Here is a 14638-nt window from a genome sequence, read left to right as displayed (position 1 = left end):
TTTTGTCAGACCGTGTGTCTTACCAGACGTAAGTCAGCAGGCTCTGTGAGTTAGGCACCATAAAGTCCACGGACATCATCACAGACAGCGCGGTAATGGCGATGATGGAGAAACCGAACAGCTTACGCGCCCAGACCTTATCATCTTCCACTTTGTACCCGCGCAGCGCCATACCGAGCCACCAGACGCTCACTGCCGCTGCAACAACCAGGTATTTATACCCGGCGTAGCCGCCAAGAGAGAGCATCAGCGTAGCTAAAGCAAACGCTACGATATACACCGTGATGTGGTTCTTCGCCACGGCAATGCCTTTCACCACCGGCAGAACCGGAATGTTCGCTGCCTGATAATCCTTGAAGCGGAAAATCGCGATAGCGTAGGAGTGAGGCATCTGCCACAGGCTGAAAATGGCCAGCAGAATCAACGCGCCGCTGTCGAAATCACCCGTGACCGCGCAGTAGCCAATCACCGGCGGCGCAGCGCCGGAGAGAGAACCAATCAGTGTGCCGTAAACGGAGTGGCGCTTCATGTACAGGCTGTAGACGCCGACATAAACCACAAACCCCATCACCCCCAGCCAGCAGGCGAGGGGATTGGCGCCGAACCACAGCAGCATGAAGCCAGCGAGACCCAGCAAGGTGGCGTAGACCAGCGACGTTTTTGGCGCAATCAGTCCCTTAACCAGCACTCGGTTCTTCGTACGTTCCATCTTACGGTCGATGTCACGATCGATGTAGTTGTTGAAAACACAACCCGAGGCGACCACCAGAGACACGCCGATCAGCGTCCAGGCGAACAGCGGATAATCGATGTGGCCCTTGGAGGCCAGCAGGAAACCGCCGATCACCGAGATCAGGTTGCCAAAAATGATGCCAGGCTTCGTTACTTGCAGGTATCGCTTAAACATACTCGCCGCTCTTAGTGAACCATCATGTTGTAGTTCAGGTTCCACATAATCCAGATGGAGCCTACCACCACGATGGCAATGATTATCACGGTAAAGACAAACGCGGTCATGTTCCAGCCTTCGTCAGACTTGCTGTTCATGTGCAGGAAGTACACCAGGTGTACGACGATCTGCACAATAGCGGTCACCAGAATGGTGCCGAGAATTGCCGCATGCGACGCGCTACCGGTCATTACCATCCAGAACGGGATCACCGTCAGGATGATAGACAGGATAAAACCTGTCATGTACGACTTCACGCTGCCGTGGGATGCGCCGCTGTGATCGTTAGAATGACTCATTACATCGCCCCCATCAGGTAAACAACTGAGAACACGCAGATCCATACGACGTCCAGGAAGTGCCAGAACAGGCTCAGGCACAGGATACGCGTACGGTTAGTGCTGGTCAGGCCGCGGCGGGAGATCTGGAACATCAGTACTGCCATCCAGATCAGACCCGAGGTCACGTGCAGACCGTGGGTGCCGACCAGCGCGAAGAACGCTGACAGGAAGCCACTACGATCCGGACCAAAGCCTTCCATGATCAGGTGATGGAATTCATAGATTTCCATCCCGATAAATCCGGCGCCAAACAACCAGGTCAACGCCAGCCAGGAGATAACCTGGCTTTTGTTGTTTTTGTACATGGCGATAGCCGCCATGCCGTAGGTGATGGAGCTGAACAGCAGCAGTGCGGTTTCAACCAGAACGAACGGCAGTTCAAAGATATCCTTACCGGTCGGGCCGCCCGCTGTGCCGTTCACCAGAACGGCATAGGTTGCGAACAGCCAGCAGAACAGAATGCAGTCGCTCATCAGGTAGATCCAGAAACCGAAGACTTTCATCGGCCCTGTATCGTGATGCCCGTGTTCATGCGCGTGGGCGTTATGCGCGAGAGTATCAGTTGCCATTTTTCAGCCCTGCCTTAGAAATCTCATCGAAATGCTGATTTTCCAGTTTTTCGACTTCTGCAACCGGCACGTAGTAATCCACGTCCTCGTCAAAGCTTTTGATAATCCAGGTGATCAGGATGCCAGCGAAGCCGACAATCGCCATCCACCAGATATGCCAGATCATGGCGAAACCAAACACCGTAGCGAAGGCGGCAATCACGATGCCCGCACCGCTGTTTTTCGGCATATGAATTTCTTCATACTGTGTCGGCTGCTTGTACGCTTCGCCTTTTTCTTTCATTTCCCAGAATGCATCGCGTTCGTGAATCTGCGGCACAATGGCAAAGTTATAGAACGGAGGCGGGGAAGAGGTTGCCCACTCCAGCGTACGGCCGCCCCATGGGTCACCGGTCAGGTCACGGTTCTGCTCGCGGTCGCGAATAGACACGTAGAACTGAATCAGCTGGCACAGGATACCGCAGGCAATCAGCGCAGCACCGCATGCGGCAATCACCAGCATCGGGTGGAACTGCGGGTCAATCTGCTGGCTCAGGCGACGGGTCATACCCATGAAGCCCAGCACGTACAGCGGCATAAACGCAACGAAGAAGCCGATGATCCAGAACCAGAAGGCGCGTTTGCCCCAGGTCTCGTTCAGGGTGAAGCCAAAGGCTTTCGGCCACCAGTAGGTCAGACCGGCGAAGCAACCAAATACCACACCGCCGATGATTACGTTATGGAAGTGCGCAATCAGGAACAGGCTGTTGTGCAGCACGAAGTCCGCGCCCGGCACCGCCAGCAGAACGCCGGTCATACCGCCGACCGAGAAGGTCACGATAAAGCCGATGGTCCACAGCATCGCCGAGTTGAAGACGATGCGGCCCTGATACATGGTGAACAGCCAGTTGAAGATCTTCACCCCGGTCGGGATGGCGATAATCATGGTGGTAATACCGAAGAAGGCGTTTACGTTAGCGCCTGCACCCATGGTGAAGAAGTGGTGCAGCCAAACAATGAACGACAGAACGGTGATACACACGGTTGCCCACACCAGCGAGGTGTAACCAAACAGACGTTTACGCGAGAAGGTTGCCGCGATTTCGGAGAACACACCGAAGACCGGCAGAACCAGGATGTACACTTCCGGATGGCCCCAGGCCCAAATCAGGTTGATGTACATCATCATGTTGCCGCCCATATCGTTGGTAAAGAAATGGGTGCCCAGATAGCGATCCAGGGTCAGCAGCGCGATGGTAACCGTCAGAATTGGGAAGGAGGCGATAATCAGGATGTTGGCGCACAGAGATGCCCAGGTAAATACCGGCATCTTGAACATCGTCATTCCTGGCGCACGCATCTTGATGATGGTCACGAAGAAGTTAATACCGGTCAGGGTGGTACCAATACCGGAGAGCTGCAGCGCCCAAATCCAGTAATCGACCCCTACGCCCGGACTGTACTCAATTCCCGAGAGCGGCGGATAGGCCAGCCAGCCGGTCTGAGCAAATTCACCCACACCCAGCGACAGGTTAACCAGAACCACACCGACAACGGTGAACCAGAAGCTCAGGTTGTTCAGGAACGGGAACGCCACGTCGCGCGCGCCGATCTGCAGCGGAACCACCAGGTTCATCAGACCGATAACGAACGGCATCGCCACGAAGAAGATCATGATAACGCCGTGGGCGGTAAAGATCTGGTCGTAGTGATGAGGCGGCAGGAAGCCTGCTTCCCCGGCGGAGGCCAGCACCTGCTGGCTACGCATCATAATGGCATCGGCAAAGCCACGCAGCAGCATGACGATAGCGACGATGACATACATGATGCCGAGTTTTTTGTGGTCGACGGAGGTCAGCCACTCGTTCCATAGATAGGACCACTTACCGAAGTAAGTGATGGCCGCCAGGAGAGCAAGTCCCCCGACGATAATGGCAGCCACCGTAACCACGATAATGGGTTCGTGGTAGGGCACTGCATCCAGTGTCAATTTTCCGAACATCGTATTCTTCCTCGGCCCCTTAGTGAGCGGATTCCGCGTGGCTCATGTCCATGCCTTCCATTCCTTCGTGCGCTGCGTGTTCGCCTTCCGGTTTGGACATGTTCATGCTCTTGCCGTGATCCATGAATTTGCTGGTCACTGCTTTAAACAAATCTGGTTTCACGCTGGAGAAGTACTCCACCTTGTTGTATTCGCTCGGTGCAGCCACTTTCTCGAATGCCGCCATGTCGTTCATGGTGTTCGGAGATTGTTTCGCTTTAGCGACCCACTGATCGAATGTGGCACGATCCGGCGTAGCAATGGCTTTGAACTTCATACCAGAGAAGCCCGGGCCGCTATAGCTTGCTGAGATACCGTCGTAGGTACCCGCTTCGTTAGCGATAAGATGCAGGTTGGTCTGCATGCCGGCCATGGCGTAAATCTGGCTGCCCAGACGCGGGATAAAGAAGGAGTTCATCACGGAGTTGGAGGTCACTTTGAACTGCACCGGTACGTTCGCCGGGAAAGCGATTTCGTTAACGGTAGCAATGCCCTGCTCCGGGTAGATGAAGAACCATTTCCAGTCCATGGAAACCACTTCAATGGTGATAGGTTTCTCGTCATGAACCAGCGGTTTGCTCGGTTCTAAGGAGTGAGTGGTTTTCCAGGTCAGAACGGCGAGGAAGATGATGATAAGAATTGGCACGGTCCAGACCACAGCTTCCACTTTATTGGAGTGTGACCAGTTCGGGCTATACTTCGCATCTTTATTGCTCGCACGATACTTCCAGGCGAAACCAACAGCCATTAAGACGGCCGGTATCACGACGATCATCATCAGGCCGAAGGCCGTCAGAATCAGCGAACGCTGCTCCAGTCCAATCTGTCCTTTGGGGTCAAGTAGTGCAGAATCACAGCCACTGAGTAATACAGTGCTGGCGATTAATGACAACCATCCCAAGTTTTTATTGTATTTCCTGAGTCTCATGTAACGACCTCAATTCCACGGGGTGTTGGTGGCGTTTAAAGTGTGGGGTCATTTTACGGGAAGGTTACATTACTGTAAACATCATTGGGGCTCTGTCAGTTATGTGTTACCGGGTTCTGCCGTGCTTGTCACAGATGTTGCCGAATGTGTCTATTTTTCAGGCGGAATGCCCATCTGACGGGCGTTATAACGAAAGGGGGCATAAGGGAAGGGTTAGGATGGCAATTGGTATAACCATTGTCAAAAATATACAATTAATTAACAATTAATCATCAAATAAAAGACAATTAAAAAACGAAAATTTAATTGGTCTGCTGCTGAATCGGTTAAAGAAATAAAGCCTGTTTTAAACGTTCCAGTAATTTCCAGAATTCTAAAGCGCACAAAAGCGCAAATAAAAAATTTTATATACGATGCGTGAGTTATTATTACGCGTAGTGATTACATCGGATAGGCCGCATTTTTTACTTATTTAGCGGAACCGATGTTTTACGCAGAGCCAGATAGTCAAGCAGGCAGCCGACAACGATGCCAACAAAGGCAATCGCTACCCCCGCTTCAAGCACCCTCGCTGACCACGATAGCGCTGAGAAATCCAGCGCATCGCTGATTAACATCAGCAGCCAGATGCCCAGCAGCGCAACACCCACTAACAGCAGACGCAGCGCCAGACGATAGCCGCCGCTGTAGTCCGTACGCGGCATAAACTGCTCGGTTTGCTGGGTATACTCCAGCGTTTGTCGGCAAACGAGCAGTAAGAAGATTCCCGGCACGGCGGCGACCACTGAGAAAAGATAGAACGTTGGCCAGCCGTGGGCTTCAACAAACCAGCCGGCAATTGGCCCGACGTACACACGACCTACGGCAGAGAGTGCCGACAGTAGCGCAAACTGGGTGGCGGAAAACGACTTATTGCATAACGTCATCAGCAGGGCGACAAACGCCGCGGTGCCCATACCGCCACACAGGTTTTCAAAGAACACCGCCGCCGCCATCGAGTAGAGGTGTTTATCGGTGACCGACAGCATCCAGTAACCGGCGTTGGAGACACCCTGCAAAATACCGAAAATGAGCAGCGCGCGGAACAACGTCAGACGCTGCATCAGCACGCCGCCGTACAGTGCGCCGACGATGGTCGCGAATAAGCCAAGGGTTTTGTTGACCATCCCGACCTGGCCTGCGTCAAAGCCAACGCCGCGAATCAGGAAGGTGGTGGTCAGGCTCATGGCGAAGGCATCGCCGAGCTTGTACATCACAATCAGCAGCAGGATCAGCCACGCGTTGTTGCGGCCAAAGAAATCTTTTAACGGCGCAACCACCGCTTGCTCAAGGCTTTTAGGTACCGGAATAACGTCGCTTGGTTCCGGTGCCAGAAGGGTGGCGATAATACAGGGCACCAGCAGCGCGGCCATCAGCCAGTACATGCCCTGCCAGCCCAGCCATTTATCAGCCAGCCACAGCGCTAAACCGCCGGAAACCAGCATCCCCAGGCGGTAGCCCAGCACGCTAATTGCCGCACCGGCCCCGCGCTCTTCGGCGGGCAGCACGTCGGTTTTCCAGGCGTCGAAGACGATATCCTGCGAAGCGGAACAGAAGGCGATAACAACCGCCAACGCCGCCATCCAGCGCAGCTGTGTGGCGGGTTCAAGGAAACCCATCGCCGCAATGGCGGCAAGCAGCAAACATTGGGTGGTTAACAGCCAGCCGCGACGACGCCCAAGGAATGGCGGCGTATAGCGGTCCATGACCGGAGACCAGAGAAACTTAAACACATATGCCTGTCCGACAAGCGAGAAGAAACCGATGGTTTTCAGGTCGATATTCTCGACCGTCATCCACGCCTGGAGCGTCCCTGAGGTCAGGGCAAGCGGTAAACCGGACGCAAAGCCAAGAATCAGCAGAATGGCTGATTTCGGTTGCTGAAAAATTCGCAGATAGTGAGCAGACATAGGCGTATACGTTCAGACCCGGCGAGGTGCCGGGTCTGAGACAGGATTAACGGGCGTTCTGTTTGATGAAATCGTGGATCGCGGTGTCCTGGGCCATATCGGCGATGGTGTCGCTCAGGACGCTATCAACGGTATTGGCGATATTCTGGTTGGAGGCCTGGAACGCGCCCTCAACGGAATAGTTAGAACGGTAGTTTTTGGTCATCTTGTTACCGTTGGCGGCGGTCGCGATGATAGCGATATCCGCTTTGGTATTGATGTTGTAACGCACGTTACCCTGGGAAACGTCGGCGTACAGCTGATTAACGATGATCTGCAGGTTTACCGCACCGTTCGGGCCAATCATGTAGCCACGCGCGGTCATCTGTTTTTCCAGCACTTCTTGCATCAGGAAGCGCAGGTCGCGGGAAGCGGTCAGGGTCACCAGCTGGTTGTTGCGAGTGACTTTCGCCAGCGCCTGATCCTGACGCTGGTCGGCGCCGGTAATGCTAACGGTCACGCCCATCAGGCTCGGATCCTGCTGAGGCAGTGTGATTTTCGGCGACACGTCAACGGTGGTCGGCGGTGTTGCGCATCCTGCCAACATAAACAGTGCTACCAGTGGGAAGAGGATTTTTTTTAACATGTTAGGGTTCTCAAACGCATTGTTTACTGAAAATTCCCGCCATCATAACATCGCCAACGGTCAGGGGAAGTAGGCAATGCATGTAATTTCATCGTGTTGGTGCTTTTCTGCAACAAGAAGCGGTTTGCGGCAGGATTTCAGATGAGAACGGATTGTAAAAGGCGTTAACTTCATCTACTTGACAAATAAAATGAGGCGAACGCTAATTTTTTGTTGCCTTTGTGTAATGGAATCAGTAAAAGCGGCTAACATTTAAAGGGATAGGCGGCATCTTAACGTTGTCGGAGGAGTAATATCATGATGATGCGTGAACAAATCGAAGAAAAATTAAGGGCAGCGTTTGATCCTGTGTTCCTGGAAGTTGTCGATGAAAGCTACCGCCACAACGTACCGGCAGGCTCAGAGAGCCACTTTAAAGTTGTGCTGGTGAGCGATCGCTTTACCGGGGAACGCTTCCTGAATCGCCACCGAATGATCTATGGCACCCTAACAGAGGAGTTTGCCTCCACCGTACATGCTCTGGCACTGCATACCTACACGCGTAAAGAGTGGGAAGGTTTACAGGATACCGTTTTTGCCTCGCCGCCGTGTCGCGGCGCGGGGACTATCGCGTAGAAAAGGCATTTGCAACGCGGAACTTTTCCAGTATGTTGCGTACAGATTATGAGAAAACGGCCTGCGGGCCGTTTTGTTTTGTCTGAATTTTGAGCGCTAAAAACAGTATTCAGACAAAAATTAGCCGGGAATTGTGAAAAATGCCGCAGCAACGCGTGATAACCGTTCTCGACTCATAAAAGTGATGCCGCTATAATGCTGCGTCTTATTTTTCGGAATGTCTTCGGGATGATTCTGGCTACAGGGAATGGTTTCTGATTAAAAGAGAACGTCCCAGTACTGCAAGGCATGATTCAGAGTTGACCGAGCACTGTGATTTTTTTGAGGTAACAAGATGCAAGTTTCAGTTGAAACCACTCAGGGCCTTGGCCGCCGTGTAACGATTACTATCGCTGCTGACAGCATCGAGACCGCTGTTAAAAGCGAGCTGGTCAACGTAGCGAAAAAAGTACGCATTGACGGTTTCCGTAAAGGTAAAGTACCGATGAATGTTGTTGCTCAGCGTTATGGCGCTTCCGTGCGTCAGGACGTGCTGGGTGACCTGATGAGCCGCAACTTTGTTGATGCGATCATCAAAGAGAAGATCAATCCGGCTGGCGCACCGAACTACGTTCCGGGCGAATACAAGCAGGGTGAAGACTTCACCTACGCAGTAGAATTCGAAGTGTACCCGGAAGTTGAGCTGAAAGGTCTGGACGCTATCGAAGTTGAAAAACCGGTTGTTGAAGTGACCGAAGCCGACGTTGACGGCATGCTGGACACCCTGCGTAAGCAGCAGGCTAACTGGAAAGACAAAGACGGCGCTGTTGACGCTGAAGACCGCGTAACCGTTGACTTCATCGGTTCCGTAGACGGCGAAGAGTTCGAAGGCGGCAAAGCGACTGACTTCGTACTGGCGATGGGCCAGGGTCGTATGATCCCGGGCTTTGAAGACGGTATCAAAGGCCACAAAGCAGGCGAAGAGTTCACCATCGACGTGACCTTCCCGGAAGAATACCACGCTGAAAACCTGAAAGGTAAAGCGGCTAAGTTCGCGATTACCCTGAAGAAAGTTGAAGAGCGTGAGCTGCCGGAACTGACTGCTGAATTCATCAAACGTTTCGGCGTTGAAGATGGCACCGTTGAAGGTCTGCGCGCTGAAGTGCGTAAAAACATGGAACGCGAGCTGAAAGGCGCGGTACGTAACCGTGTGAAATCTCAGGCGATCGAAGGCCTGGTGAAAGCGAACGAAATCGACGTTCCGGCTGCCCTGATCGACAGCGAAATCGACGTTCTGCGTCGTCAGGCTGCTCAGCGTTTCGGTGGCAACCAGCAGCAAGCGATGGAACTGCCGCGCGAACTGTTCGAAGAGCAGGCGAAACGCCGCGTTGTTGTTGGCCTGCTGCTGGGCGAAGTGATTCGTACCCACGAGCTGAAAGCTGACGAAGCACGCGTTGCTACCCTGATCGAAGAAATGGCTTCCGCCTACGAAGATCCGAAAGAAGTTATTGAATTCTACAGCAAAAACAAAGAGCTGATGGAAAACATGCGCAGCGTCGCTCTGGAAGAACAGGCTGTTGAAGCGGTTCTGGAAAAAGCGAAAGTGACTGAAAAAGCAACTTCCTTCAACGAACTGATGAACCAGCAGGCGTAATTTCGCTTCCCGGTTTACGGTTTTGAGAAAAACCCGTTGCCTTTTGGTGACGGGTTTTTTTTTATTGCAGCGATAAGTAAAGCTGACATGATAAAACGCCGTTTGGGTGTTAGCGTAACAACAAAATATTGTTATGCTTGAAATAGGGTAAGATCGTACCCATTACTGGGGGAACGAATCACTCGCCGCATCTCTATAATCAGAAAGCTGTGGCTATTTTATTTATTATCCAGGAGACGGAAATGTCATACAGTGGCGAACGAGATAACTTTGCACCCCACATGGCCCTGGTGCCGATGGTCATTGAACAGACCTCCCGTGGCGAACGTTCTTTTGATATCTACTCCCGTCTGCTTAAAGAGCGTGTCATCTTTCTGACCGGCCAGGTGGAAGACCACATGGCGAACCTGATTGTGGCGCAAATGCTGTTTCTGGAAGCGGAAAACCCGGAAAAAGACATTTACCTGTACATCAACTCCCCAGGTGGCGTAATTACGGCTGGGATGTCTATTTATGACACCATGCAGTTCATCAAGCCGGACGTCAGCACCATCTGTATGGGGCAAGCGGCGTCGATGGGCGCGTTCCTGCTGACCGCAGGCGCAAAAGGTAAGCGCTTCTGCTTGCCGAACTCCCGCGTGATGATTCACCAACCGCTGGGCGGTTATCAGGGCCAGGCGACGGATATCGAAATCCACGCCCGTGAGATCCTGAAGGTGAAAGGACGTATGAATGAGCTTATGGCGCACCATACCGGCAAGTCTCTGGAGCAGATCGAAAGCGACACTGAACGTGACCGCTTCCTGTCCGCTTCTGAAGCCGTCGAGTATGGCCTGGTTGACTCAATTTTGAGTCAACGTAACTAATGTCATGACGGCACGTGCCGCTGCACGGTATATAATACTAAGGGCGGCACAACGCTTGCGTAGCAGCTTGCGCTTAAGAATGGCATTTGCGTCGTCATATGCGGCACAAAGAACTTAAAAAGAGGTTTTGACTCATGACAGATAAACGCAAAGATGGCTCGGGCAAACTGTTGTACTGCTCTTTTTGCGGCAAAAGCCAGCACGAAGTGCGTAAGCTCATCGCCGGCCCATCCGTGTATATCTGCGACGAATGCGTCGACTTATGTAACGACATCATTCGCGAAGAGATTAAAGAAGTGGCGCCGCATCGTGAACGCAGTGCTCTGCCGACGCCACACGAAATTCGCCACCACTTAGATGACTATGTTATCGGTCAGGAACAGGCGAAAAAGGTGCTGGCCGTTGCGGTCTACAACCACTACAAACGTCTGCGTAACGGTGATACTAACAACGGCGTTGAGCTCGGCAAAAGTAACATTCTGCTGATCGGCCCAACCGGTTCCGGTAAAACCCTGCTGGCAGAAACGCTGGCTCGCCTGCTGGACGTTCCGTTCACCATGGCGGACGCCACCACCCTGACCGAAGCGGGTTACGTGGGTGAAGACGTTGAAAACATTATTCAGAAACTGCTGCAGAAGTGCGACTACGACGTACAGAAAGCGCAGCGCGGTATTGTTTACATCGATGAAATTGACAAGATTTCCCGTAAATCTGACAACCCGTCGATTACCCGCGACGTGTCCGGCGAAGGCGTACAGCAGGCGCTGCTGAAGCTCATTGAAGGCACCGTAGCGGCCGTTCCGCCGCAGGGTGGACGTAAGCATCCGCAGCAGGAATTCCTGCAGGTTGATACCTCGAAGATCCTCTTCATCTGCGGCGGCGCGTTTGCCGGTCTGGATAAAGTGATCGGTAACCGCGTTGAAACCGGTTCGGGTATTGGCTTTGGCGCGACGGTGAAATCGAAAACGGATAAAGCCAGCGAAGGCGAACTGCTGAGCCAGGTCGAGCCGGAAGATCTGATCAAATTTGGTCTGATCCCTGAGTTCATCGGTCGTCTGCCGGTGGTAGCAACGCTGACTGAGTTAAGCGAAGAAGCGCTGATTCAGATCCTCAAAGAGCCGAAAAACGCCCTGACTAAGCAGTACCAGGCGCTGTTCAATCTCGAAGGTGTGGATCTGGAATTCCGTGATGAAGCGCTGGACGCTATCGCCAAGAAAGCCATGGCGCGTAAAACCGGCGCCCGTGGCCTGCGTTCCATCGTGGAAGCCGCGCTGCTCGAAACCATGTACGATCTGCCTTCCATGGAAGACGTTGAGAAAGTGGTCATCGACGAGTCGGTCATTGCCGGTCAAGGCGAGCCGCTGCTGATTTACGGCAAGCCGGAAGCGCAGCAGGCATCTGGCGAATAATTCACCAGTTCATACAATCAGTTAATCAAAAAGGGGGGATTTTATCTCCCCTTTTATTTTTCCGTATTCATAGCGTTGAATGTGTGGAATACATCCCCATATACTGGTTACATGTTAATGGTTGTGTGAAGCACAGTCGCATGACCAGTTTACCTGGCGGACACTAAACTAAGAGAGAGCTCTATGAATCCTGAGCGTTCTGAACGCATTGAAATCCCCGTATTGCCGTTGCGCGATGTGGTGGTTTATCCGCACATGGTCATACCCTTATTTGTAGGGCGGGAAAAATCTATCCGTTGTCTGGAAGCGGCCATGGATCATGATAAAAAAATCATGCTGGTTGCCCAGAAAGACGCTTCAACGGATGAGCCGGGTGTAAACGATCTTTTCACCGTCGGGACCGTGGCCTCTATTTTGCAAATGCTGAAACTGCCTGACGGTACGGTCAAAGTACTGGTTGAAGGCCTTCAGCGCGCGCGTATCACCACGCTGTCTGATAACGGCGAGCACTTCTCGGCGAAGGCGGAGTATCTGGAATCGCCGGAAATTGAAGAGCGCGAGCAGGAAGTGCTGGTGCGTACGGCAATCGGTCAGTTTGAAGGCTATATCAAGCTGAACAAGAAAATTCCACCGGAAGTGCTGACGTCGCTGAACAGCATCGACGACCCTGCGCGTCTGGCGGACACCATTGCAGCGCATATGCCGCTGAAGCTGTCAGATAAGCAGTCCGTTCTCGAGATGTCCGACATCAACGAACGCCTGGAATACCTGATGGCGATGATGGAGTCGGAAATCGATCTGCTGCAGGTTGAGAAGCGTATTCGCAACCGCGTGAAAAAGCAGATGGAAAAATCGCAGCGCGAGTACTATCTGAACGAGCAAATGAAAGCCATTCAGAAAGAGCTCGGCGAGATGGACGACGCGCCGGACGAAAACGAAGCGCTGAAGCGTAAGATCGACGCGGCGAAAATGCCGAAAGAGGCGAAAGAAAAAACCGAAGCCGAACTGCAGAAGCTGAAAATGATGTCACCGATGTCAGCGGAAGCGACCGTGGTACGCGGCTATATCGACTGGATGGTGCAGGTGCCGTGGAACGCGCGCAGCAAGGTCAAAAAAGACCTTCGCCAGGCGCAGGAAATCCTCGATACCGACCACTACGGCCTGGAGCGCGTGAAAGACCGCATCCTTGAGTATCTCGCGGTTCAAAGCCGTGTGAACAAAATCAAGGGGCCGATTCTGTGCCTGGTAGGGCCGCCAGGGGTAGGTAAAACCTCTCTGGGTCAGTCTATCGCCAAGGCAACCGGTCGCAAATATATCCGTATGGCGCTGGGCGGCGTGCGTGATGAAGCGGAAATCCGCGGCCACCGTCGTACCTATATTGGCTCGATGCCGGGCAAACTGATCCAGAAAATGGCCAAAGTGGGCGTTAAAAACCCGCTGTTCCTGCTTGATGAGATCGACAAAATGTCTTCCGACATGCGTGGCGATCCGGCTTCCGCACTGCTTGAGGTGCTGGATCCCGAGCAGAACGTGGCGTTCAGCGATCACTACCTGGAAGTGGACTACGATCTCAGCGACGTGATGTTCGTGGCAACCTCGAACTCCATGAATATTCCGGCGCCGCTGCTGGATCGTATGGAAGTGATTCGTCTGTCCGGCTATACCGAAGATGAAAAGCTGAACATTGCCAAACGCCACCTGCTGCCGAAGCAGATTGAGCGTAACGCCCTGAAAAAAGGCGAATTGACGGTGGACGACAGCGCAATCGTCGGCATCATCCGTTACTACACGCGTGAAGCGGGTGTCCGTAGCCTGGAACGTGAAATTTCGAAACTGTGCCGCAAAGCAGTTAAACAGCTGCTGCTCGACAAAGAGCTGAAGCACATCGAGATTAACGGCGACAATCTGCACGATTACCTCGGCGTTCAGCGCTTTGACTACGGTCGCGCCGACGACGAAAACCGCGTGGGTCAGGTGACCGGCCTGGCGTGGACGGAAGTGGGCGGCGACCTGCTGACCATCGAAACCGCCTGCGTACCGGGTAAAGGCAAGCTGACCTACACCGGTTCGTTGGGTGAAGTGATGCAGGAGTCCATTCAGGCAGCGCTGACCGTGGTGCGCGCGCGCGCGGAAAAACTGGGTATCAACCCGGATTTCTACGAAAAACGCGACATTCACGTTCACGTGCCGGAAGGGGCAACGCCGAAAGACGGCCCGAGTGCCGGTATCGCGATGTGTACCGCGCTGGTTTCCTGCCTGACCGGTAACCCGGTGCGTGCAGACGTGGCGATGACGGGTGAAATCACCCTGCGTGGCCAGGTGCTGCCGATCGGTGGTCTGAAGGAAAAACTGCTCGCAGCACACCGTGGCGGCATTAAGACTGTTCTGATTCCTGATGAGAACAAACGCGATCTGGAAGAGATTCCGGACAACGTTCTGGCGGATCTGGACATTCACCCGGTGAAACGAATTGAGGAAGTTCTGTCCCTTGCGCTGCAAAATGAGCCGACCGGCATGCAGGTTGTAACCGCAAAATAGTGACCTCGCGCAAAGAGCGTTAATAAAAAGCGGGCTGGCAAGCGTAAACTGACTTGCCAGCCTTTTTTTGTCTCGCTAATTTAGACGGCTGGCAGGTGTGTCGTCGACAACGGGTGTTGTAAGGGCATGGGAGTCCTGATATAACTGCTCCGCGATCGCACCCTGAAGGATTCAGGTGCGATATAAATAATAAAGA

Annotated in this window: 12 protein-coding genes; 5 read left to right on the top strand and 7 right to left on the bottom strand. The window is 53.1% G+C overall.

Features of this window, described 5'->3' with window-relative positions; all coding sequences use genetic code 11:
* Positions 1–19 precede the first annotated feature (19 nt).
* From cyoE to ACW14G_RS04115, 7 genes are all read right to left on the bottom strand, one after another.
* Positions 20–907: a heme o synthase gene (gene cyoE, locus ACW14G_RS04145; protein ID WP_064547906.1), complete on the bottom strand. Its 888-nt coding sequence runs from the start codon at positions 905–907 to the stop codon at positions 20–22.
* 11 nt (positions 908–918) lie between these two features.
* On the bottom strand, positions 919–1248 hold the full coding sequence (locus tag ACW14G_RS04140; protein ID WP_249022217.1) for a cytochrome o ubiquinol oxidase subunit IV: 330 nt from the start codon (positions 1246–1248) through the stop codon (positions 919–921).
* Positions 1248–1859 carry a cytochrome o ubiquinol oxidase subunit III gene (locus ACW14G_RS04135; protein ID WP_455648488.1) on the bottom strand — a complete coding sequence of 204 codons (612 nt, stop codon included), beginning with the start codon at positions 1857–1859 and terminating at the stop codon, positions 1248–1250. The genes ACW14G_RS04140 and ACW14G_RS04135 overlap by 1 nt, the downstream gene beginning before the upstream one ends.
* The gene (gene cyoB / locus ACW14G_RS04130; protein WP_455648487.1) at positions 1849–3840 is read right to left on the bottom strand and encodes a cytochrome o ubiquinol oxidase subunit I; all 1992 of its coding nucleotides are present in this window, start codon (positions 3838–3840) and stop codon (positions 1849–1851) included. Before cyoB ends, ACW14G_RS04135 begins: the two co-directional genes overlap by 11 nt.
* Before the next feature lie 19 nt (positions 3841–3859).
* Positions 3860–4807, bottom strand: a complete 948-nt coding sequence (gene cyoA, locus ACW14G_RS04125) for a cytochrome o ubiquinol oxidase subunit II (RefSeq protein WP_163445926.1) — start codon at positions 4805–4807, stop codon at positions 3860–3862.
* A gap of 464 nt (positions 4808–5271) precedes the next feature.
* Positions 5272–6756, bottom strand: coding sequence for a muropeptide MFS transporter AmpG (ampG, locus tag ACW14G_RS04120; RefSeq protein ID WP_167576492.1), 1485 nt, complete (start codon positions 6754–6756; stop codon positions 5272–5274).
* Between the two features lie 46 nt (positions 6757–6802).
* Positions 6803–7381, bottom strand: coding sequence for a lipoprotein (locus ACW14G_RS04115; protein ID WP_167576491.1), 579 nt, complete (start codon positions 7379–7381; stop codon positions 6803–6805).
* A 297-nt stretch (positions 7382–7678) separates the two neighbouring features.
* Here ACW14G_RS04115 and bolA point away from each other — a divergent pair, with 297 nt between their 5' ends.
* The 5 genes from bolA to lon all read left to right on the top strand — a co-directional run bounded on the left by bolA (position 7679) and on the right by lon (position 14442).
* Positions 7679–7996 (top strand): transcriptional regulator BolA, encoded by a 318-nt coding sequence (gene bolA / locus ACW14G_RS04110; RefSeq protein WP_064547920.1) that lies wholly within the window; start codon positions 7679–7681, stop codon positions 7994–7996.
* Between the two features lie 334 nt (positions 7997–8330).
* Positions 8331–9629 carry a trigger factor gene (gene tig, locus ACW14G_RS04105; RefSeq protein ID WP_064547922.1) on the top strand — a complete coding sequence of 433 codons (1299 nt, stop codon included), beginning with the start codon at positions 8331–8333 and terminating at the stop codon, positions 9627–9629.
* 242 nt (positions 9630–9871) lie between these two features.
* Positions 9872–10495 carry an ATP-dependent Clp endopeptidase proteolytic subunit ClpP gene (gene clpP / locus ACW14G_RS04100; RefSeq protein ID WP_035894303.1) on the top strand — a complete coding sequence of 208 codons (624 nt, stop codon included), beginning with the start codon at positions 9872–9874 and terminating at the stop codon, positions 10493–10495.
* Positions 10496–10629: 134 nt separating this feature from the next.
* Complete coding sequence (gene clpX, locus ACW14G_RS04095) at positions 10630–11904, top strand: ATP-dependent protease ATP-binding subunit ClpX (protein ID WP_064547924.1); 1275 nt, start codon at positions 10630–10632, stop codon at positions 11902–11904.
* A 183-nt stretch (positions 11905–12087) separates the two neighbouring features.
* Positions 12088–14442: an endopeptidase La gene (lon, locus tag ACW14G_RS04090; RefSeq protein ID WP_163445929.1), complete on the top strand. Its 2355-nt coding sequence runs from the start codon at positions 12088–12090 to the stop codon at positions 14440–14442.
* Positions 14443–14638 lie beyond the last annotated feature (196 nt).

Source organism: Kluyvera sp. (genome assembly GCF_965301105.1).
Note: the sequence above shows the minus strand (reverse complement) of the source record. Positions and strands in the feature narration are given on the sequence as shown.